The 20,016-nt window shown below is 70.1% G+C and carries 19 protein-coding genes; 7 read left to right on the top strand and 12 right to left on the bottom strand.

Features of this window, described 5'->3' with window-relative positions; all coding sequences use genetic code 11:
* Positions 1-69 precede the first annotated feature (69 nt).
* The gene (locus tag ABH920_RS12135; protein ID WP_370349001.1) at positions 70-906 is read left to right on the top strand and encodes a hypothetical protein; all 837 of its coding nucleotides are present in this window, start codon (positions 70-72) and stop codon (positions 904-906) included.
* Positions 907-1,024: 118 nt separating this feature from the next.
* On the opposite strand, the gene ABH920_RS12140 is transcribed toward ABH920_RS12135, so the two are convergent.
* Positions 1,025-1,642: a YqgE/AlgH family protein gene (locus ABH920_RS12140; RefSeq protein ID WP_194905001.1), complete on the bottom strand. Its 618-nt coding sequence runs from the start codon at positions 1,640-1,642 to the stop codon at positions 1,025-1,027.
* Positions 1,643-1,957: 315 nt separating this feature from the next.
* Here ABH920_RS12140 and murA point away from each other — a divergent pair, with 315 nt between their 5' ends.
* Entirely contained in the window at positions 1,958-3,310 is a 1,353-nt protein-coding gene (gene murA / locus ABH920_RS12145; protein WP_370349002.1) for a UDP-N-acetylglucosamine 1-carboxyvinyltransferase, read from the top strand.
* A gap of 116 nt (positions 3,311-3,426) precedes the next feature.
* Complete coding sequence (locus tag ABH920_RS12150; RefSeq protein WP_370349003.1) at positions 3,427-3,894, top strand: DIP1984 family protein; 468 nt, start codon at positions 3,427-3,429, stop codon at positions 3,892-3,894.
* A 490-nt stretch (positions 3,895-4,384) separates the two neighbouring features.
* Here the strand turns inward: ABH920_RS12150 and ABH920_RS12155 are convergent, their stop codons facing one another.
* Positions 4,385-4,876, bottom strand: a complete 492-nt coding sequence (locus ABH920_RS12155) for a nitroreductase/quinone reductase family protein (RefSeq protein ID WP_370349004.1) — start codon at positions 4,874-4,876, stop codon at positions 4,385-4,387.
* Between the two features lie 40 nt (positions 4,877-4,916).
* On the bottom strand, positions 4,917-6,344 hold the full coding sequence (locus ABH920_RS12160) for an NAD-dependent malic enzyme (RefSeq protein ID WP_370349005.1): 1,428 nt from the start codon (positions 6,342-6,344) through the stop codon (positions 4,917-4,919).
* A 313-nt stretch (positions 6,345-6,657) separates the two neighbouring features.
* Between ABH920_RS12160 and ABH920_RS12165 the strand changes: the two genes are divergently transcribed.
* Entirely contained in the window at positions 6,658-6,861 is a 204-nt protein-coding gene (locus ABH920_RS12165; protein WP_370349006.1) for a cold-shock protein, read from the top strand.
* A 125-nt stretch (positions 6,862-6,986) separates the two neighbouring features.
* Here the strand turns inward: ABH920_RS12165 and galE are convergent, their stop codons facing one another.
* From galE to ABH920_RS12205, 8 genes are all read right to left on the bottom strand, one after another.
* Entirely contained in the window at positions 6,987-7,958 is a 972-nt protein-coding gene (galE, locus tag ABH920_RS12170) for a UDP-glucose 4-epimerase GalE (protein ID WP_370349007.1), read from the bottom strand.
* Positions 7,959-8,029: 71 nt separating this feature from the next.
* Positions 8,030-8,665 carry a lactate utilization protein C gene (locus ABH920_RS12175; protein ID WP_370349008.1) on the bottom strand — a complete coding sequence of 212 codons (636 nt, stop codon included), beginning with the start codon at positions 8,663-8,665 and terminating at the stop codon, positions 8,030-8,032.
* Positions 8,662-10,119: a LutB/LldF family L-lactate oxidation iron-sulfur protein gene (locus ABH920_RS12180; protein WP_370349009.1), complete on the bottom strand. Its 1,458-nt coding sequence runs from the start codon at positions 10,117-10,119 to the stop codon at positions 8,662-8,664. The genes ABH920_RS12175 and ABH920_RS12180 overlap by 4 nt, the downstream gene beginning before the upstream one ends.
* Positions 10,116-10,799 (bottom strand): (Fe-S)-binding protein, encoded by a 684-nt coding sequence (locus ABH920_RS12185; RefSeq protein ID WP_370349010.1) that lies wholly within the window; start codon positions 10,797-10,799, stop codon positions 10,116-10,118. The genes ABH920_RS12180 and ABH920_RS12185 overlap by 4 nt, the downstream gene beginning before the upstream one ends.
* Before the next feature lies 1 nt (position 10,800).
* Complete coding sequence (locus ABH920_RS12190) at positions 10,801-11,730, bottom strand: aldo/keto reductase (RefSeq protein WP_370349011.1); 930 nt, start codon at positions 11,728-11,730, stop codon at positions 10,801-10,803.
* Between the two features lie 4 nt (positions 11,731-11,734).
* Complete coding sequence (locus ABH920_RS12195; protein ID WP_370349041.1) at positions 11,735-12,493, bottom strand: SDR family NAD(P)-dependent oxidoreductase; 759 nt, start codon at positions 12,491-12,493, stop codon at positions 11,735-11,737.
* Positions 12,494-12,505: 12 nt separating this feature from the next.
* On the bottom strand, positions 12,506-13,819 hold the full coding sequence (locus ABH920_RS12200) for an L-fuconate dehydratase (RefSeq protein WP_370349012.1): 1,314 nt from the start codon (positions 13,817-13,819) through the stop codon (positions 12,506-12,508).
* On the bottom strand, positions 13,816-14,676 hold the full coding sequence (locus ABH920_RS12205) for a fumarylacetoacetate hydrolase family protein (RefSeq protein WP_370349013.1): 861 nt from the start codon (positions 14,674-14,676) through the stop codon (positions 13,816-13,818). Before ABH920_RS12205 ends, ABH920_RS12200 begins: the two co-directional genes overlap by 4 nt.
* A 266-nt stretch (positions 14,677-14,942) precedes the next feature.
* Here ABH920_RS12205 and ABH920_RS12210 point away from each other — a divergent pair, with 266 nt between their 5' ends.
* Positions 14,943-15,986: a sugar ABC transporter substrate-binding protein gene (locus ABH920_RS12210; RefSeq protein ID WP_370349014.1), complete on the top strand. Its 1,044-nt coding sequence runs from the start codon at positions 14,943-14,945 to the stop codon at positions 15,984-15,986.
* Positions 15,987-16,032: 46 nt separating this feature from the next.
* Here ABH920_RS12210 and ABH920_RS12215 read toward each other — a convergent pair whose 3' ends face one another.
* Positions 16,033-17,223: an RNA-guided endonuclease InsQ/TnpB family protein gene (locus tag ABH920_RS12215; RefSeq protein WP_370349015.1), complete on the bottom strand. Its 1,191-nt coding sequence runs from the start codon at positions 17,221-17,223 to the stop codon at positions 16,033-16,035.
* A gap of 100 nt (positions 17,224-17,323) precedes the next feature.
* Here ABH920_RS12215 and ABH920_RS12220 point away from each other — a divergent pair, with 100 nt between their 5' ends.
* Complete coding sequence (locus ABH920_RS12220; protein WP_370349016.1) at positions 17,324-18,934, top strand: sugar ABC transporter ATP-binding protein; 1,611 nt, start codon at positions 17,324-17,326, stop codon at positions 18,932-18,934.
* Positions 18,927-19,964, top strand: coding sequence for an ABC transporter permease (locus tag ABH920_RS12225; protein WP_370349017.1), 1,038 nt, complete (start codon positions 18,927-18,929; stop codon positions 19,962-19,964). The genes ABH920_RS12220 and ABH920_RS12225 overlap by 8 nt, the downstream gene beginning before the upstream one ends.
* The last annotated feature ends 52 nt before the right edge of the window (positions 19,965-20,016 follow it).

Raw genomic sequence — 20,016 nt, forward strand, 5'->3', positions numbered from 1 at the left:
CGCGCCGCCCCGGGATGGGGGCTACCAACCGGTCACAATGGTGCGAACCGTTATGAATGGACTGATGCTGTGACCGAGAACCCGAATACCCAGCCGGACCCGAACACCGGCCAGCCCCCTGGTGGTTCGGCCGACCGGCCCACGGCGCCGGCGCCGGCTGAGTCCGGGGCGGCGAAGCCCGCCGAGACCGCGAGCGCCGCGAAGCCTGCCGAGTCCGTCGAGTCCGTCGAGGCCGCGATGAGCGAGGCGACGGCGCGCGCCGCCGACCAGCCCGGTCAGAGCGGTCAGAGCGGTCAGCCCGGCCAGCCCGGCCAGCCCGCTCAGCCCGGCGAGGCGACCGCTCAGCCCGGCGCCGAGGCCGCGGCGGCACAGGACCCGGCGACCGGCGCCTTCGCCGGGGACACCTGGGTCTCCCCCACCGACGGCGAACCCGAGTTCGCCGAACCGGTCGACCCGAACGCGCCGAACACCGGCGTCGCGGCGACCTTCCTGCCCGGCATCGACGCCGCCTCGATCCTGGCGCTGCTCGTCGCGGCCCTGGCCGCCGGCGCCTACCTGCTGGTCAACCCGCTGGTCCAGGCGCACGACGCGGCCCGCACGTGGTCGGACTTCAAGAACAACGTGCCGCGCACCAAGCAGGATCCGTTCGGCGTGCAGCGCGACTGGGTCTCCTACCAGTCGTGGGCGCACATCATCCTGGGCCTGGTCGCGGTGCTGCTGGCGCTGCTGGTCCTGGGGCTGTGGACGGCGCGGAAGAACAAGCTGCGGTCGCGCTCGTTCGCACAGGCGGCGCTGGTACTGGGGCTCGCGGTCGTGCTCTACGGCATCCTGCTCAAGACCGGCGCGGTCGGCTCGGAGATCCCGAGCATGAAGGACATCAGCTCGGGGCTGAGCTCGACGCAATAGCACTCGCGGCACGATTCACAGCCAGTCGCCAGCCCGGCGCCGCGTCCCGTACGCGGCTCCGGGCCGTCCGGCGCCGTATCAGATCTTTGACACCGCAAGCCGACGCCGCTAGTTGCCGCTAGTTCAGGTCCGGGTCCTCGGTCCAGTTCGCGACCATCGCGATGGTCCCGCCCTGGCGGCGCAGCACCCGGCGCCACAGGTCCTCGGGCTCGGTGGTGAACACGTCGGCCAGCTCCGGCTCGACCACGTACCAGGCCCGCTGCGCCAGCTCGCCGGCCAGCTGCCCCGGGCCCCAGCCGGCGTACCCGGCGAAGATCCGCAGCGCGGTCAGGTCCGGGGCCAGCACCTCGGGGGGCGCGTCCAGGTCCACCAGGCCCAGGCGGCCGGAGAACTGCCGCCAGCCCAGCGGCTCCTCACCCGGCACCGCCGCCTCCGGGCGCACGCAGGCGATGCCCAGCGCCGAGTCCAGCGCGACCGGGCCGCCCAGGAACACCGTCGGGGGCTCGGCCGCCAGCGGCGCCCAGGTCTCCAGCACGTCCTCGACGTCCAGGCTCCCGGGCCGGTTGAGGACGACGCCCAGGGTGCCGTCGTCGTCGTGGTCGACGACCAGCACCACCGTGCGGTCGAAGTTGGGGTCGACCAGGACCGTGGTGGCGACCAGCAGTTTGCCGGTCAGCCGTTCCAGCGGCACTCTGCCGCCGTCCTGCTCCCCCGCGTCGCGCCCTGCGTCCGTCATGGCACACATGATCCCGCACCCGGACCCCCGCTGGCGCCTTTTGCCCCAAGGCCCGCGCGTCCGCGACCGCCTCTTGACGCTCTGTTGACCTTCCGCCACCCGGCGGGGCGGCGAACGGCGACCCTCAGCGTTCGAATCAGTACGTCCTGTTGCCCACACAGGGCTTCCGGGCGGGGACAACGCTCGCACGAACTGCGATCTTCGCGAGCTTCGACCGCATGCGCCCCGTGTTCGAGTACCCTGGACCAGCCGCCGACCCGTCCCGCCCCGTGTTGCCCCACGCGAGCGGTCCGATGCACACACCTGTGGAGAACCATGGCTCTGAGCACCGCCTCCGACGTCCTGACAGTGCACGGCGGTACCGCCCTGTCCGGTGAGGTCCGGGTCCGTGGCGCGAAAAACCTGGTCCCCAAAGCGATGGTGGCCGCGCTGCTCGGACACGGTGAATCGGTGCTGCACAACGTGCCGTCGATCTCGGACGTGCGGATCGTCACGGGCCTGCTGGAGGCGCACGGCGTCTCGGTGACCCGCGGGGCCAGCCCGGACACGCTGATCCTGGACCCGGCCTCGGTCGAGCGCGCCAGCGACGCCGCGGTCGAGGCGCACGCCGGCACCAGCCGCATCCCGGTGCTGCTGTGCGGGCCGCTGCTGCACCGCCTGGGCCGTGCCTTCATCCCGGACCTGGGCGGCTGCAAGATCGGCGACCGGCCGATCGACTTCCACCTGGACGCGCTGCGGGCCTTCGGCGCCGTGGTCGAGAAGCGCCCCGAGGGGCTGCTGATCTCGGCCCCCGAGCGGCTGCGCGGCACGCACATCCGGCTGCCGTACCCGAGCGTCGGCGCCACCGAGCAGGTGCTGCTGACGGCGGTGCTGGCCGAGGGCGTGACAGAGCTCTCCAACGCGGCCACCGAGCCGGAGATCGTGGACCTGATCGCGGTGCTGCAGAAGATGGGCGCCATGGTCTCGGTGCACAACGACCGCGTGATCCGCATCGTCGGCGTGGACCGCCTCGACGGCTTCACGCACCGGGCCATCCCTGACCGCCTGGAGACGGCGTCGTGGGCCTGCGCGGCCCTGGCCACCGGCGGCGACATCCGCGTGGTCGGCGCCACCCAGGGCGAGATGATGACGTTCCTGAACGTCTTCCGCCGCATAGGGGGAGACTTCGAGGTCGACGACACCCCCGGCGAGCCCTCGATCCGCTTCTGGCACTCCGGCGGCCAGATGCGCGCCCTGGCGCTGGAGACGGACGTCCACCCGGGCCTGTCCACCGACTGGCAGCAGCCGCTGGTGGTGGCGCTGACCCAGGCCCAGGGCCTGTCGATCATCCACGAGACGGTCTACGAGCAGCGCCTGGGCTTCACCGAGGCGCTGAACCGCATGGGCGCCCAGATCCAGCTGTACCGCGAATGCCTCGGCGGCAGCGCCTGCCGCTTCGGCCAGCGCAACTTCATGCACTCGGCGGTCATTTCCGGCCCCACGAAGCTGCACGGAGCCGAGCTGACCATCCCCGACCTGCGCGCCGGCTTCAGCTACCTGATCGCGGCCCTGGCGGCCCAGGGGACGTCCACGGTCCAGGGCATCAGCCTGATCCACCGCGGCTACGAGGACTTCGAGGCGAAGCTCTCGGCGCTGGGCGCGGACGTGGAGCTGGGGATTCCGGCCTGACCGGAATTCCCCGGCAATTCCAGGCACGGGACCGAATTCCGGGTGCACGACCACCTACCACCCCCCGATACTGATGCAGCTGGCGAGCACACCAGCGGAACTCGGGGGTGACCGGAATGAAAGTGGCTGAAGCTTTGGCCCTGCGCGCCGACGCGGCACGCCGCGTCGAGCAGCTGAAGTCCCGCATCGTGGCCAACGCGCGCTACCAGGAGGGCGAGGAGCCCTCCGAGGACGCCGCGGCCCTGCTGACCGAAGCGGGCACCGCCCTGGACCACCTCGAAGACCTGATCCGCCGCATCAACCGCACCAACGCGGCCGCGACGATCGGCCCCGACGGCACCCTCAGCGACGCCCTGGCCCGCCGCGACACCCTCCGCCTGCGCCACGCGGTGGTCACCGCCGCAGCCGACGCCGCCGCCGGCAAGAACACGGGCTACCAACGCCAGCTGCGCTCAGAACTGAAGATGCTGTCAGCCCTACCGGTCGCCACCCTACGAGCCCAAGGCGACACCCTGAGCCGCGACATCCGCGAACTCGACGTCCGCATCCAACGCGCCAACTGGGAGGTCGACCTTCTGGACTGACCCCGCCGAAAGGCGAGGTCCCGTGTGAAGCAGGTAACCGCCGCGGAGGCGCGCACGACCCCGACGAGCCGACGGGGAAATCTCGGCTCTCCATGGTGCACGGAGGGCAGTGCCGGGGTTCGATTCCCCACCACACAACGCAGCCCAGCACACCGCACAGGTAACGGCGCACAGCGCACACCTCACCACCACGTGCGGATCCGCGACGGCGAGGGCGGGCAAGGGGCACTTCACACGGACCGCGCGGCGGTCGCGAATTGGGTCGCGACCGCCGCGCTTGGTTTTTGCAGCGAGGGCGGCGCGCTGGGGCTGCGGCCGGATCGACTGAGCGGCGCATCGGCGCGTCACGTTTCGCGACGGCAGGCAGCAAGGTCGCGGCTGGATTGGCGCACCTCCGAGCACCGCGCGTCGCATCCGGTTGCGGCACCGGAGAACTCAGCGGCCTGGCTGCTGCGCGGTTTGGCTGCCTGGTTCTCGGCGGCGAGCCGGCCTACCCAACCTGCGGCGTCAGCAGAATCGCCCGAGCTCCCAGCCGCACGGCCTCCCGCACCGCCGCCGCGTCCGGCGTGCCCGCGCTGTCGAAGCCGATGTTGTGGAACTTCGCGAAGGCGTGATTGTCCCGGCACATCAGCGTGTACAGCTCCGCCACCCGGTCGGGGTCCTCGACCACCTCGATGTCGGCCGAGCGCAGCTTGCCTTTGTACCTGACCTGGATCGGGTCGCCGGTGCGGAGGTTGCGGCTCCAGCCGAACTGGGTGCCGATCAGTACTTTCCCGTCGTGCTCCATGTAGGCGATCGGGATGGCGTACCTCTTGCCGCTGCGGCGGCCGAAGACGTACAGCAGGATCAGCCTGCGGCCGATGCCCTTGGCCACTCCCGGCGTGCTCAAGGCCGCGCGCGTCAAAGCGTTCACCAGGCCCTGCATCGGCAGCGTCTGAGCCCGCCCCGCCGCGCGCCCGGCCGGTTTCGTCCCAGTACCCATGGTGCGGACGCTACTCCCGCATCCGCACCACGACCACGGGTCACTCCGCCTGCTGGCCCTTCACCGCCGCCACCACGGCCTCGGCCACCGTCTTGGCCAGGTCCTTGTGGAACACGCTCGGCACGATGTAGCTCGGGTTCAGGTCGCTGTCCCCCACCGTCGAGGCGATCGCGCGCGCCGCGGCGACCAGCACCTCCGGCGTGACGTTGTTCGACTGCGCGTCGATCAGGCCGCGGAACACGCCCGGGAAGGCCAGCACGTTGTTGATCTGGTTCGGGTAGTCGCTGCGGCCGGTGGCCACCACGGCCGCGTGTGCCAGCGCGTCGTCCGGGTCGACCTCGGGCTCGGGGTTGGCCAGGGCGAAGACGATCGCGCCGGGCGCCATCGTGGCGATGTCGTCGCCGGTCAGGATGCGGGGGGCGGAGACGCCGATGAAGACGTCCGCGCCGGCCAGCGCCTCCTTCAGGGTGCCGCTGAGGTTGCCGGGGTTGGTGTGCTCGGCGACCCAGCGCAGGTCCTCGCCGCCGTCGCCGCCGTCCCCGGCGCCGCCGTTGACGTCCTCGCGGCCGACGTGGACCACGCCGTGGTAGTCGGCGACGGTGATGTCGGTGGCGCCGGCGGCGATCAGCAGCTTCAGGATCGCGGTGCCCGCGGCGCCCGCGCCGGAGCCGACGATGCGCACGTCCTGCAGCTTCTTGCCGACCACCTTCAGCGCGTTGGTCAGCGCCGCCAGCACCACGATCGCGGTGCCGTGCTGGTCGTCGTGGAAGACCGGGATGTCCAGCTCCTGGCGCAGCCGGCGCTCGATCTCGAAGCACCGCGGCGCGCTGATGTCCTCCAGGTTGATCCCGGCGAAGCCCGGCGCGATCGCCTTGACCACCATGATGATCTCCTCGGTGTCCTGCGTGTCCAGGCACAGCGGCCACGCGTCCACTCCGGCGAACTGCTTGAACAGCGCCGCCTTGCCCTCCATCACCGGCAGCGCCGCGATCGGGCCGATGTTGCCCAGCCCCAGCACCGCCGAGCCGTCGGTGACCACGGCGACCGTGTTGCGCTTGATCGTCAGGCGGCGGGCGTCCCCGGGGTTCTCGGCCAGCGCCAGCGACACCCGCGCGACGCCCGGCGTGTAGGCCATGGACAGCTCGTCGCGGTTGCGGAGCGCGACCTTGGAGCTCATCTCGATCTTGCCGCCGAGGTGCATCAGGAAGGTCCGGTCGGAGACCTTGCCGACCTCGACCCCCTCGATCTTGGTCAGCTCGTCGGTGATCGCCTTGGAGTGCTCCTCGCTGCTGGCCGCGATCGTGACGTCGACGCGCAGCCGGTCCCGGCTCGACCCGGAGACGTCCAGACCGGTCACCACGCCTCCGGCGTCCTCCACCGCCCTGGTGATCCCGCTCACCGCGTTGCCGTAGGAGGGAGCCTCCAGACGGACGGTGATCGAATAGGACACGCTGGGTGAGGCGGACACGGGCGGTTCTCCTTTGGACTGCCGACTTTCTTCATGTCAAGGGTAGACGCATCAGCACCGAGCCCGGGGTGTAGATCGGCCAGCCCGTGGTGCGCATTATGAGCAGAACCGGCCCGCGGCGTGATCGAGTCGTGGCTGCATCGTGATCTGAGCGATGATCCACACTCTCGCCGGGGCCGGAATGATCGCGTACACTCGCAGCCAAGGTCGTAGTTCGCGGTGTTAAAAGGCCCAGCGGATCGCATTCCGCCGGGCCATTCTCGTCTAAGACCACAGACCGACAATGGTTCTTCAAGCAGGAAATGAGAGCAGGATGGCTCAGGGGACAGTCAAGTGGTTCAACTCCGAGAAGGGCTACGGCTTCATCTCGCAGGATGAGGGCGGCCCGGACGTGTTCGTGCACTTCTCCGCCATCCAGTCGAGCGGCTACCGCTCGCTGGAGGAGAACCAGCGCGTCGAGTTCGAGGTTACCCAGGGCCCGAAGGGCGCTCAGGCGGAGGACGTCCGTCCGATCTGAGAAAGCCCTCTCGGAATAACGCGAGCCGCATTCGGAACACCGCTTCCGAATGCGGCTTTTTGCTGTCCGCAAAACACCACACTGCATATCAGCCCCGGAAATCACCCAAGGGCTGATATGAGCGACTAACGGCGATAGAAGGCCCAGGCGTCCGCGACGGTCTCGGCCAGCTCGGTCCGCTCCGGGCTCCAGCCCAGCACCGTCCGGGCCCGCTCCGCCGAGGCCACCAGCCGCGCCGGGTCGCCCGCACGCCGCGGCTTCTCCGCCGCCGGCACCGCCGCCCCGGTCGCCTTGCGCACCGCCTCCAGCACCTCGTAGACCGAGAACCCGGTCCCGGTGCCCAGGTTGCAGATCAGGTGCTCGCCCTTCTTCGCCGCGGTCAGCGCCAGCAGGTGCGCCTCGGCCAGGTCCCGCACGTGGATGTAGTCGCGGATCGCGGTCCCGTCCGGCGTCGGGTAGTCGGTGCCGAACACCGAGGCCTCCGGCGCGTTCCCGGCCGCGACGTCCAGCAGCCGCGGGATCAGGTGCGTCTCCACCTCGTGCCGCTCGCCCTGCGCGCCGTAGGCGCCGGCGACGTTGAAGTACCGCAGCGACACCGCGGCGATGCCGTACGCGGGAGCTGCGAACGTCAGCATCTGGTCGGCGGCCAGCTTCGAGGCCCCGTAGGGGTTGGTCGGCACCGTCGGCATGTCCTCGGTGATCGGCGTGGCCTCCGGCTCGCCGTAACAGGCGGCGGTCGAGGAGAAGACGATCGTCCCGATCCCGTGGTCGCGCATCGCCTCCAGCAGGTTCGCCGTGGTGGTGATGTTGTGCCGGAAGTAGCGCGCCGGCTCGGCCACCGACTCCCCGACCAGCGAGCGCGCCGCGAAGTGCAGGATCGCGTCGATCGGGCCCTGCTCGGTGACGGCCCGCAGCACGTCCCCGAGCTGCCGCTGGTCCAGCACGTCGGCGTGCCGGAACGCGGCGCCGGCGGGCACGGCGTCCCGGTGCCCGGTGGACAGATCGTCGACGACCGTGACTTCGTGCCCGGCCTCGACCAGCACCGCGGAGGTGACCGAGCCGACGTACCCGGCGCCACCGATGACCAGCAAACGCATGCTTGTTCAGACCTCCGCGGAGAGCGAGTGGGACAGCCCCAGCCTAGCCGAAGTCTCAGAAATAAACAGACTCACCCAGAAATCAACACAACGGCAAGCGTCCGCGGCCCGTGCACGCCCTCGACCCGGTCCAGTTCGATGTCGGAGGTCGCCGACGGCCCCGAGATGAACGTGGTCGGCCGCGCCGGCACCAGCGTGCGGACCGCGAGCGGCACGTCGGCGGCGACCTGCGAGGCCCGGACCACGCACAGGTGCAGGTCCGGCACGAGCGAGAGCGCCCGCCGCCCCTGCCCGGGCCCGGCGTCCAGCACGATGGTCCCGGTCAGCGCGATCCCTTGTGCGGCAAGGGTGATCACGCCGTCCGACGCGTCGAGTTCCGCGGGGGTCAGCGGCGGATCGTCCGACAACCGCGAACCCTGATACGCGGCCAGCAACTCCTCCGGAAGACCCGGAGGGACGACCAGATTCTCGACACCGTGCTCGCCGAGGATCCGCGCGATCGCAGCCGGCGCGTCGGACTCGCCGACCCGCGTGACCGTGGCCCGGTAGTCCTCGACGCGTTCCACGAACAGGTCGACGACGTCCCCGGTCGCATGACTGTCGACGTAAGCGCGGGTGACCTCGACGTCCTCGGACTGTTCGCCGCGAGGCACGTCGCCCAAGGCTGAGCGAATACGCGCCAGGATGGCGTCCTTCGAGCCGCTCACCGCCGTCCCGCCTTCCGCCACCACGTCCGGAACGACTCCCGCGCCGGTACCGGCACGTCCCGCGCTCCCGTCCACTTCCGCGCCGGCCCCGGCAGCCACCGTCCGCCGCGGATCCCCACGAACCGCCCCGCCATCGCCCCCAACCGCTCGGCCATCGCCAACCGGCGCGGCGACCCGAACACCACCTGCGCGCCCTTCATCGCCAACGCCTCGGGCTTCGGCACGCCACCCCGATGCGAGTCCACGACCTTGGCCCGCAGGTGCACCAGCATCTCGGGGATGTCGATCCGCACTGGACACGCGTCGTAGCAGGCGCCGCACAGCGTCGAGGCGAACGGCAGCGAATCAGCGTGCTCAGACGTCCCGACCCCGACCAACTGCGGCGTCAGCACCGCCCCGATCGGCCCCGGATACACCGATCCGTACGACCGACCGCCGGTCCGCTCGTAGACGGGACACACGTTCAGACACGCCGAACAGCGGATGCAATGCAACGCCGACCGGCCCTCGACATCGGCCAACGTCTTCGTCCGGCCGTTGTCGAGCAGGATCAGGTGGAACTCCTGCGGCCCGTCGCCGGGCGTGACACCGGTCCACAGCGACGTATAAGGGTTCATACGTTCCGCCGTCGACGACCTCGGCAGCAGTTGCAGGAACACTTCCAGATCGCTGAACGACGGCAGGACCTTCTCCAGCCCCATCACCGTGATCAGCGTCTCCGGCAGCGTCAGGCACATCCGGCCGTTGCCCTCGGACTCCACGACCCCGACGGTCCCGGTGTCCGCGCACGCGAAGTTCGCCCCGGAGATCGCCACCTTCGCCCGCAGGAACTTCTCCCGCAGGTGCACGCGCGCCGCCTCGGCCAGCGCGCGTGGCTCGTCGGTCAGATCCTCCGGCGCGGCGATACCGTGCTTTCCCATCTCCCGCTTGAAGATGTCGCGGATCTCGGTGCGGTTGCGGTGGATCGCCGGGACCAGAATGTGCGAGGGCCGGTCGTCGTTCAGCTGCACGATCAGCTCGGCGAGGTCGGTCTCGGTGGCCTCGATGCCGTCGTCTTCCAGCGCCTCGTTGAGCCCGATCTCCTGGGTGGCCATGGACTTGATCTTCACGACCTCGGTCGCGCCCTTGGCCCGCACCAGCTTGCTGACGATGGCGTTGGCCTCGCGGGCGTCCTGGGCCCAGTGCACGACGCCGCCGGCCGCCGTGACCGACGCCTCCAGCTGGAGCAGGTACTCGTCCAGGTGCCGCATGACGCGGTCCTTGATCTGCGAGCCGGCCTCGCGCAGCGTCTCCCAGTCGTCGAGCTCTGCGACAGCCTTCAGCCGCTTGTCGCGGATGGTGGTGGTCGCGTGCTTCAGGTTCCGGCGCAGCTGGGTGTCCTGCAACGCGTCGTGCGCGGCCTTGGGGAACGTCGGCGACCCCAGCCACACCACGTTCACGTCGTCGCGGCTCATCGCGTCGCCGCCAGAATCTCGGCCAGATGCAGGGTCCTGACACCGGACTTGACCCGTCCCAAGCCCCCGCCGATGTGCATCAGGCAGGAGTTGTCGGACGCACACAAGGTCCGCGCACCGGTCTTGCGCACGTTGCCCATCTTGTCCTGGAGCATCGCCACCGACGTCTCAGAGTTCTTCATCGCGAACGTCCCGCCGAACCCGCAGCAGGACTCGGCCTCCGGCAGCTCGACCAGATCGATGCCCTCCACCGCGCGCAGCAGCTGCAACGGCTTGTCGCCGACACGCAACATCCGCAGGCTGTGGCAGGTCGGGTGGTAGGTGACACGGTGCGGATAGTAGGCGCCGACGTCGGTCACCTCCAGCACGTCCACCAGGAACTCCGAGAACTCGTACACGTTCGGCGCCGTCTCGGTCTTGTGGTGGTGCCGGACGTGCCCGCCGCAGGAGCCGGAGGGTGTGACGATCGCGTCGTAGCCGCGGAAGGCGTCGTTGAACGCCCCGACCAGCGAATCGGCCTCGCGCCGGTACCCGGTGTTGTAGTGCATCTGACCGCAGCAGGTCTGCGCCGCCGGGAACTCGACCGTGTGCCCGAGCCGCTCCAGCACGGCCGTGACCGCTTTGCCGGTATCGGGAAAGAGCGCGTCGTTGTAGCAGGTGATGAACAGGGCGACGCGCATCTCAGACCTCTGCCCACAACGCGTCGGGGATCGGCACCCGCGCCATCTCCACGCAGTCGCGCACCTCCTGCGGCGACCGCGCGCCGATCAGCACCGACCGCACGGCCGGATGGCGCAGCGGGAACTGGAGAGCGGCGGCACGCAGCGGGACGCCGTTCCGCTCGCAGATGTCCTTGAGCCGCAACGCCTCGGCCAGGATCTCCGGCGGCACCGCCGCGTAGTCGTAGGTCGAACTCGGCTTCGGGTCGACCAACAGCCCGGAGTTGAACGCGCCGCCGATGACGATGTCCACGCCGTGCGCGGCCGCCCGGTCGAGCAGTTCGGTGCCGGACCGGTCGAGCAGCGTGTAGCGGCCGGCCAGCAGCACCAGGTCGATGTCGGTCTCCAGCACGAACCGCAGCGGCACCCGCACCTGGTTCATCCCGACGCCGACCGCCCCGATCACGCCCTCGTCGCGCAGCTTCGCCAGCGCCGGGAACGCCTCGCCGATCGCCTGGTCCGCGTGGTCGTCGGGATCGTGGATCAGGACCGAGTCGAGGCGGTCCAGGCCGAGCCGTTCCAGGCTGGCCTCGATCGAGCGCCGCACCCCGTCCCCGGAGAAGTCCCACACCCGGCGGAACGCCGCCGGCACCGCGAACCCCTCATCGTCCAGGCCAACCGGATCTGCCACCGGCTCCAGGATCCGCCCCACCTTGGTCGACACGGCGAACTCCGCGCGCGGCCGGTCCCGCAGCGCCGCCCCGAGCCGCCGCTCGGACAGGCCGAGGCCGTAGTGCGGCGCGGTGTCGAAGGCGCGGATGCCGGCGTCCCACGCGGCGTCCACGGCGGCGCGCGCCTCGTCGTCGGTCACCGCGGTGAACAGGTTGCCGAGCGCCGCGGCGCCGAACGACAGCTCGGTCAGCGCGACGCCGCGGCCGATGGTGTTTGACATGCAGTCACTGTCCCACGGGACGCAAGCGCAACCCGGCCATTCCGCCGTCGACGGCGAGCGCAGTCCCGGTGACCGAGGCGGCCGTCGGCGAGGCGAGGTACGCGATCGCTGCGGCGACCTCGTCGGCCGAGACCAGCCGGCCCATTGGCTGGCGCGCCTCCAGCGCCGCGCGCTCGGCGGCCGGGTCGTCGGCGGCGTCCAGCAGGCGGCCGACCCACGGGGTGTCGGCGGTACCGGGGTTCACACAGTTGACGCGGATGCCCTCGCGGACGTGGTCCGCGGCCATCGCCAGGGTCAGCGACAGCACCGCGCCCTTGGTCGCCGAGTAGAGCGCACGCTGCGGCAGGCCGGCGGTGGCGGCGATCGAGCAGGTGTTCACGATCGCGGCGTGCTGCGACTCGCGCAGGGCCGGCAGGGCCGCGCGCGTCACGCGGACCATGCCGACCACGTTGACGTCGTATACCTTCATCCACTGCTCGTCGGGGTTGTCCTCGACGGTGCCGGCCGCGCCGATGCCGGCGTTGTTGACCAGGACGTCCAGGCCGCCGAGCGCTTCCCGGGCCGAGGCGACGGCCGCGCGCACCGAGGCGTCGTCGGAGACGTCCGCCTTGAAGCCGTGCAGCCCCGCGCTGATCGCCGCGGCCGGGTCCAGGTCCAGCACCGCGACCGCCGCGCCGCGGTTGGCCAGCAGCCGCGCGGTGGCCGCGCCGATGCCCGAGCCGCCGCCGGTGACGACCGCCTTCAGTCCCTCGAAGTCCCGCATGTCCTGCATCTCTCAGCCCTCTCCTCGGTCCGCGCGCCAGAACGAGCCGTCAGGGAACGAATACGTCTCCAGGGTCGCCGGGAACATCTCCGCGGAGAAGCCCGGCGCGGTCGGGGCCTGGTAGGCCCCGCCGGTGACCACGGTCGGCGTGACGAAGTGCTCGTGCAAGTGGTCGACGTATTCCACGACCCGGTCCTCGGTGGTGCCGGTCAGTGCCACGAAGTCGAACATCGACAGGTGCTGGACCAGTTCGCACAGGCCGACGCCGCCGGCGTGCGGGCACACCGGCACCCCGAACTTGGCCGCCAGCAACAGGATCGCCAGGTTCTCGTTGACCCCGCCGACCCGCGCCGCGTCGAGCTGGACGAAGTCGATGGCCTCGGCCTGCAGCAGCTGCTTGAAGACGATCCGGTTCTGGACGTGCTCCCCGGTGGCGACCTTCACCGGCGCCACCGCCGCCCGGATCGCGGCGTGCCCGAGCACGTCGTCCGGCGAGGTCGGCTCCTCGATCCAGTAGACGTCGAACTCGGCCAGGGCCTTGACCCATTCGATGGCCTCGCCGACGTTCCAGCGCTGGTTGGCGTCGATCGCCATGCGGATGTCCGGCCCCACCGCGGCCCGCGCGGCACGGCAGCGGCGCACGTCGTCGGCCAGGTCGGCGCCGACCTTCAGCTTGATCTGGCTGAAGCCGGAGGCGACGGCCTCGAGTGCCAGGCGGGTCAGCTTCTCGTCGGAGTAGCCGAGCCAGCCGGGCGAGGTGGTGTAGGCGGGATACCCCTGGGCCCGCAAGGCGGCCTCGCGGTCGGCCGCGCCGACCTTGCCGCGCCGCAGCAGCTCCAGCGCCTCCTCGGCGGTCAGCGCGTCGGCGATGTAGCGGAAGTCGACCTGCGAGACCAGCCATTCCGGGTCGCCGTCGGCCAGCAGCTTCCACAGCGGGACCCCGGCGCGCTTGGCGGCCAGGTCCCAGACAGCGTTGACGACCGCGCCGATCGCCATGTGCATGACGCCCTTCTCCGGGCCCAGCCATCGCAGCTGGCTGTCCCCGATCAGGGCCCGGTTCACGATGCCCGGGTCGGCGCAGACCTCCTCGACGTCGCGGCCGACGACGTGCTCGCGCAGCGCCTCGATCGCCGCGACCTGGACGTCGTTGCCGCGGCCTATGGTGAAGGTGAATCCGTGACCCTCCACGCCGTCGCCCGCGTCGGTGCGCAGGATCAGGTAGGCGGCGGAGTAGTCGGGGTCCGGGTTCATCGCGTCCGAACCGTCCAGCTCCCGCGAGGTGGGGAACCGGACGTCGAAGGTCTCGAACCCGACGATCCGGCTCATGCCCCGACCAGATTCGAGCGCTGCGATCCCAGCCCGTCGATCTCCAGCTCGACCACGTCGCCCGCGCGCAGGTAGGGGTGGTCGGCCATGCCGAGCGCCACGCCGGCGGGGGTCCCGGTGTTGATGACGTCCCCGGGCTCCAGCACCATGTGCTGCGAGAGGTAGTGGATCACCTCGGCCACCCCGAAGATCATGTTCTCGGTGTTGCCGTCCTGCCGCTGCTCGCCGTTGACCGTGAGCCGCAGGCCCAGCTTCTGGAAGTCGCCGACCTCGTCGGCGGTGACCAGGTGGGGCCCGAGCGGGTTGAAGGTCTCACAGGACTTGCCCAGGTCCCACTGCCCCGAGCGCTCCAGCTGGAACTCGCGCTCGGAGACGTCGTTGCTGACCGCGAAGCCGCCGATGACGCCGAGCGCGTCCTCGTGCGACTCCAGGTAGCGGGCCCGCGCACCGATGACGACGGCGAGCTCCACCTCCCAGTCGGTCTTCACCGAGCCGCGCGGGATGAGGATGTCGTCGTTCGGACCGACGACCGTATAAGGGTCCTTCATGAAGACGACAGGCCGCGGCGGGATCGCCGCGCCGGTCTCCTCGGCGTGGTCGCGATAGTTCAGCCCGATGCACACCACCTTGCCGGGGCGCGCGACGGCCGCGCCGACGCGCAGCCCGGCGACCTCGTCGGCCGGGATCTCGGGCAGGGTGCCGGCCTCGGCCGCGGCACGGACCGCGTCCGCGCCCTGGTCCACCCAGAACGCGCGGTCCAGGTCGCCGATGACACCGGTCAGATCGAAGTGGCGGCCGTCGGCGGCGAGCAGCACGGGGCGCTCGCGGCCGGGCTCGCCCAGGCGGAGGAGTCTCACGCTCCGGGACTCTAGGCAAACATCGGATCTATCGTCAAGGGATTCAAGATCCTTCTCACACCCCGGACCGAGGTCGGCCTGGCGATTCCCGGAGTGGATCTAGTAAATCCCCGTAACGATTATGTTCCGCAGTCTTTACAGCCCCTGCTACCAGGGCTATACATCGGATGACTGAAACGGCACGTGACACAGACCACAGGCACATGACACAGACCACACGCGTTTCCCCGCACTTGTCCCACACACCTTCACCAGCGAGGACGGTCATGAGGCTGCACCGTACGTCGAGAACAGTTCTGGCCCTCACGGCCGTCGCGGCGCTCGGACTGAGCGCCGCCGCCTGCGGGCGCGGCGGCTCGAAGTCCGCCTCCGGCGGCGGCAAGAAGATAGGCATCGACTTCCCGAGGTCGGACTCCGACTTCTGGAACAGCTACGCGAAGTACGTCAACAGCGACGTCAGCTCCGGCAAGATCAACGCGCTGCCCCCGACGAACTCCAACAACCAGACCGACGTCCTGGTCTCCAACGTCACCACCCTCACCGGCCAGGGCGCGAAGGTCATCCTGATGGCCCCGCAGGACACCGGCGCGATCGCCAGCACCCTGGAGGACCTGGCGAGCAAGCACATCCCGGTGGTCAGCGTGGACACCCGCCCGGACAAGGGGCAGGTCTACATGGTCGTACGCGCCGACAACAAGGCGTACGGCACCAAGGCCTGCCAGTTCCTCGGCGACAAGCTCAAGGGCACCGGGACGGTCGTGGAGTTCGAGGGCGACCTCACCTCGATCAACGGCCGCGACCGCTCGCAGGCCTTCGGCGACTGCATGAAGCAGAACTACCCGAACATCAAGGTCGAGGCCGAGCCGACGAACTGGGCCGGCGACGTAGCGGCCTCCAAGCTCCAGGACGCCCTGAACGCGGGCACCGTCAACGGCATCTACATGCAGGCCGGCGGCGTGTTCCTGGCCCCGACCCTGTCCCTGCTCAAGCAGAAGAACCTGCTGGTGCCGCCGACCGACCCCAAGCACATCTTCATCATCTCCAACGACGGCATCCCGGCGGAGTTCCAGGCCATCAAGGCCGGGCAGATCGACGCCACCATCTCCCAGCCGGCGGACCTGTACGCCAAGTACGGGCTCTTCTACGCGCAGGCCGCAGCCGAGGGCAAGACCTTCTCCCCCGGCCCGACCGACCACAACTCGACGATAATCCAGCTGCCCAACGGCCTGGAGGACCAGCTGCCCGCACCGCTGGTGACCTCGGCGAACGTGGACGACCCCACGCTGTGGGGCAACCAGGTTGGCAAATGACTGCTCCCCCATTCGAAGTAGGGGGATCCATGGCTCACGCCGCCTGCTAGCCCTGCGGACCGGCAGGTCTTATGCGATCAGCACCATCCGGGTTCAGACCCGCCCGGAGCAACATCACGCGAGCGGAGTTCTTGTCCCTTTCGGACAAGGCTCCGCACGCGACGCAGTTATAGGTTCGTTCAGAAAGAGGAAGTGCGTGCTTGGCTCTCGCTCCGCACTGCGCACAGTCCATGGTGGTGTGCGCGGGATATACCAGGCGAACGTCTCGGCCGTGCTTCCGGCCCATCTCCAGCAGCGCCGTCTTCGCGGCGCCGATCGCCGCGTCGGCGGCCGCACGCGCCATCGTGCCCTGCGACAGGAATTTGGGTCGGAAGTCCTCCACCGCGATCACGTCGAAGTCCGTCACGACACGCTTCGCCCACTTGCGGGCGGTGTCTTGTCGCTGCCTGGCGACCTTCGCATACGCCTTCGCACGAAGCCGTTTCGCCTGCCGGTAGCCCTTCGAGGTCGGCTTCCCCTTTCCCGTCCGGCGGCGAGCCATCATCCGGTCGTACCGTGTCAGGCTCTCCTTGGCGCGCTTTCCGTATCCGGCAGACGGAAGGTCATGCACGTCACTGGTGGTGGTCGCGATCTGCCGGACTCCCCAGTCGATCCCGATCGCCTCGCCGGTGGCAGGCAGCGATTCGATCCGAGCCTCGACCACGAACGAGGCGTACCAATGGCCGAGACTGTCACGGTAGACCCGGACGGAACTCGGGGCGGATGGCAGATCACGCGACCAGACGACGGTCACAACCGTCCCACCCGCGAGGTGCAACCGCCCGTCTTTGATACGGAAGCCGCGCAGCGTGTAGTTCAGCGTCGGATCCGCCGAGTCCTTCTTCTTGAACTTCGGCATACCGGCGCGCCTCTTGACCGGTACACGATTCCTGATGTCCTTCAGCGCTTTGGCCCGGGACCTGCCGAAGTCGCGGACGATCTGCTGCTGGGGAACAGACCCGCCCGCACTCAACCACTCACGCTCACGACGCCAAACCGTGAGCATCTTGTCGAGTGCGGCCGGTCCGCATTCCTGTCCGGCCTGGTGGGCAGCCTGAGAGGCGGCGACGCATTGGTTCCACACCCATCGGCAGCGATCCCATTCCGCGAGCAGCGCTGCCTGTGCAGACGACGACGCGCGCAGGCGATAGGAGTACCGGGCGATCCCGAGTCGCTCCTCATCCGGCCCTTGCGTCACGGCGATCACTCTAAGAGAAGGCTCTGACAAGAATGTCACGCGCTAACCGCTTCACCCGAAGAAAGCCGTTCTTGCACAGCTATGGCACGGTGATCCGGCGATGACGACGCACGACCAAAGGGCGGCCGGGACCACCGGCCGCCCCGTCGCCACGGCGATCGCCGTGTCCAAGAGCTTCGGCGCCACCCGCGCCCTGATCGACGTCGGCATCGACGTCGCCCCCGGCGAGGCGCACGCGCTGGTCGGGCGCAACGGCGCCGGCAAGTCCACGCTGGTGTCGCTGCTGACCGGGCTGGCCCGGCCGGACAGCGGCCGCGTCCTGTTCGACGGCGAGGCCGCGCCGGCGGTGTCCGACCGCGCCGCCTGGCAGGCGCGGGTGGCGTGCGTGTATCAGAAGTCGACGATCATCCCGACGCTGTCGGTGGCCGAGAACCTGTTCCTGAACCGGCAGGCCGACGGACTGCACCGGATCAGCTGGAAGGCGCTGCGTTCCCGCGCGGCGGATCTGCTGGCCGAGTACGAGATCGACGTGGACCCGAGCGCGGCCGCCGCGACCCTGGCCGTGGACCAGCGGCAGGTGCTGGAGATCGCCCGCGCGCTGTCGTTCGGGGCGAGGTTCATCATCCTGGACGAGCCCACCGCGCAGCTGGACGGCGCGAAGATCGCCGGGCTGTTCGACCGGCTGCGGCGGCTGCAGGAATCCGGCGTGGCGTTCCTGTTCATCTCGCATCACCTGGCCGAGGTGTACGAGGTCTGCCAGACCGTCACGGTCTACCGCGACGCCCGGCACATCCTCACCGCGCCGGTCGCAGGCCTGGACAAGGACGCCCTGATCGAGGCCATGACCGGCGAGGACCGCTCGGAACGAGCCCAGTTCGCGGTCGACACCTACTCCCCGCCGGCCGACACCGTTCCGGCCCTGGAAATCAGCGACCTGACGCTGCCCGGCGCCTACTCCGACTTCTCGGTCTCGGTGGGCCGGGGCGAGATCGTCGGCCTGGCCGGCGCCGGCGGCTCGGGCGTGGTCGCGCTCGGCGAGACGGTCGCCGGGCTGCACCGGCCCAGCGCCGGGACCGTGGCGGTCGCCGGGAGACGCGTGCGGACCGGGAGCGTGCCGGACGCGCTGCACGCCGGGCTCGGCTTCGTGCCCGAGGACCGGCACGCGCAGGGCGTGGTCCCGATGCGGCCGATCGCCGAGAACATCACGCTCACCGCGATGGACCGGCTGGGCCGCCACGGCTTCTTCACCGGCGACTCGCTGCGGCGCGCCGGCAGCGCCCTGATGACCCGGCTGGACGTCAAGGCAGAGGGGCCGGACCAGCCGGTCGGTGCGCTGTCCGGCGGCAACCAGCAGAAGGTGGTGATGGGCCGCGCGCTGGCGAACTCCCCGAAGGCGCTGGTGCTGATCCGGCCGACCGCCGGGGTGGACGTGAAGTCGAAGGAGTCGCTGCTCGGCACGGTGCGCCAGGCCGCCGACGAGGGCTGCGGCGCGCTGCTGGTCTCCGACGAGCTCGACGACCTGCGGATCGCCCACCGGGTGGTGGTGATGTTCAAGGGGGCGGTCGTCGGGGAGTTCCCGAGCGGCTGGAGCGACGCCGAACTCATCGCCGCCGTGGAAGGACTCAGCGACGCGGAAGGGCTCGGCGATCCCGCGCCGAACCCCTCCCCCGATCCCCAGACCCCCGCGAACGAAAGGCCCGGCCATGAGTGAGGCCACGACGATGACCGACGCGGCCGAGACCCTCCCGGCCGGGCGGACCGGGCGGTTCGGCCGCCCGAGCACCCGCTGGCTGCGCGAGTTCTCGCTGCTGCCGGCGATGGCGCTGCTGATCCTGATCGGCTTCATCGAATCGCCGGACTTCCTGACCTCGGACAACTTCCTGGCGATGCTCCAGCAGTCCACCGAGCTCAGCGTGCTGGTCTTGGCCGAGGCGCTGATCCTGATCAGCGGCCGCATGGACCTGTCGCTGGAGTCGACGGTGACGCTGGCGCCGGTGATCGCGCTGTGGCTGGTGCTGCCGACGTCCGGGAACCGGTTCAACGGCCTGGGCTTCGGCGCCGAGTGGATGGCGATCCCGGTGTGCCTGCTGGTCGGGGCGGCGGTCGGGGCCGTGAACGGCTTCCTGATCCTGAAGATGAACCTGAACGGGTTCGTCGTCACCCTCGGGATGCTGACGATGCTGCACGGCCTGGTGATCGTCATCGACGGCGGGCAGACCATCTTCACGCTGCCGCCGTCGTTCGCCTACCTGGGACGCACCGTCTGGTTCGGGCAGCCGGCCTCGGTCTGGATCTGCGGGCTGCTGTTCGTGATCGGCATCGCCGCCCTGGGCTGGTACCGCCACGGCCGCGCGGTATACGCGATCGGCGGCAACCCGGCGGCCGCCAAGGCCGCCGGCATCCGCGTGGAGCGCACGGTGTGGATCGTGCTGATCATCGGCTCGATGCTCGCCGCCTTCGCCGGGATGCTGTACACCGGCCGCCTCGGCTCGGCCTCGGCGAGCGCCGGCACCGGGAAGATCTTCCAGGTGTTCGCCGCGACGGTGATCGGCGGCGTGAGCATGAACGGCGGGCGCGGTTCGCTGTTCGGGGCGCTCACCGGGGTGCTGACGCTGCGGCTGATCGAGAACGTGCTGACGTTCGGGCACGTGTCGCCGAACGACATCGAGTTCTTCGACGGCCTGGTGATCCTGGTGGCGCTGGTCGTCTCGCGGTACACCTCGGGCGCCGCGCAAGAATGAGGTGAAGAGCGGTGGGGGGGGGGGGCGGGGGGAGCCCCCGCCCCGCCCCCCC

Origin of the sequence: Catenulispora sp. EB89 (assembly GCF_041261445.1) — a bacterium.
In the GTDB taxonomy this organism is placed as follows: Bacteria; Actinomycetota; Actinomycetes; order Streptomycetales; family Catenulisporaceae; genus Catenulispora.

Coding starts and splice junctions, on each gene's coding strand:
- ABH920_RS12140 (WP_194905001.1), bottom strand. CDS start 1,642: ATGACGGACGCAGGGCGCGACGCGGGGGAGCAGGACGGCGGCAGAGTG.
- murA (WP_370349002.1), top strand. CDS start 1,958: ATGGCTCTGAGCACCGCCTCCGACGTCCTGACAGTGCACGGCGGTACC.
- ABH920_RS12150 (WP_370349003.1), top strand. CDS start 3,427: ATGAAAGTGGCTGAAGCTTTGGCCCTGCGCGCCGACGCGGCACGCCGC.
- ABH920_RS12155 (WP_370349004.1), bottom strand. CDS start 4,876: ATGGGTACTGGGACGAAACCGGCCGGGCGCGCGGCGGGGCGGGCTCAG.
- ABH920_RS12165 (WP_370349006.1), top strand. CDS start 6,658: ATGGCTCAGGGGACAGTCAAGTGGTTCAACTCCGAGAAGGGCTACGGC.
- galE (WP_370349007.1), bottom strand. CDS start 7,958: ATGCGTTTGCTGGTCATCGGTGGCGCCGGGTACGTCGGCTCGGTCACC.
- ABH920_RS12180 (WP_370349009.1), bottom strand. CDS start 10,119: ATGAGCCGCGACGACGTGAACGTGGTGTGGCTGGGGTCGCCGACGTTC.
- ABH920_RS12185 (WP_370349010.1), bottom strand. CDS start 10,799: ATGCGCGTCGCCCTGTTCATCACCTGCTACAACGACGCGCTCTTTCCC.
- ABH920_RS12190 (WP_370349011.1), bottom strand. CDS start 11,730: ATGTCAAACACCATCGGCCGCGGCGTCGCGCTGACCGAGCTGTCGTTC.
- ABH920_RS12195 (WP_370349041.1), bottom strand. CDS start 12,493: ATGCGGGACTTCGAGGGACTGAAGGCGGTCGTCACCGGCGGCGGCTCG.
- ABH920_RS12200 (WP_370349012.1), bottom strand. CDS start 13,819: ATGAGCCGGATCGTCGGGTTCGAGACCTTCGACGTCCGGTTCCCCACC.
- ABH920_RS12210 (WP_370349014.1), top strand. CDS start 14,943: ATGAGGCTGCACCGTACGTCGAGAACAGTTCTGGCCCTCACGGCCGTC.
- ABH920_RS12220 (WP_370349016.1), top strand. CDS start 17,324: ATGACGACGCACGACCAAAGGGCGGCCGGGACCACCGGCCGCCCCGTC.
- ABH920_RS12225 (WP_370349017.1), top strand. CDS start 18,927: ATGAGTGAGGCCACGACGATGACCGACGCGGCCGAGACCCTCCCGGCC.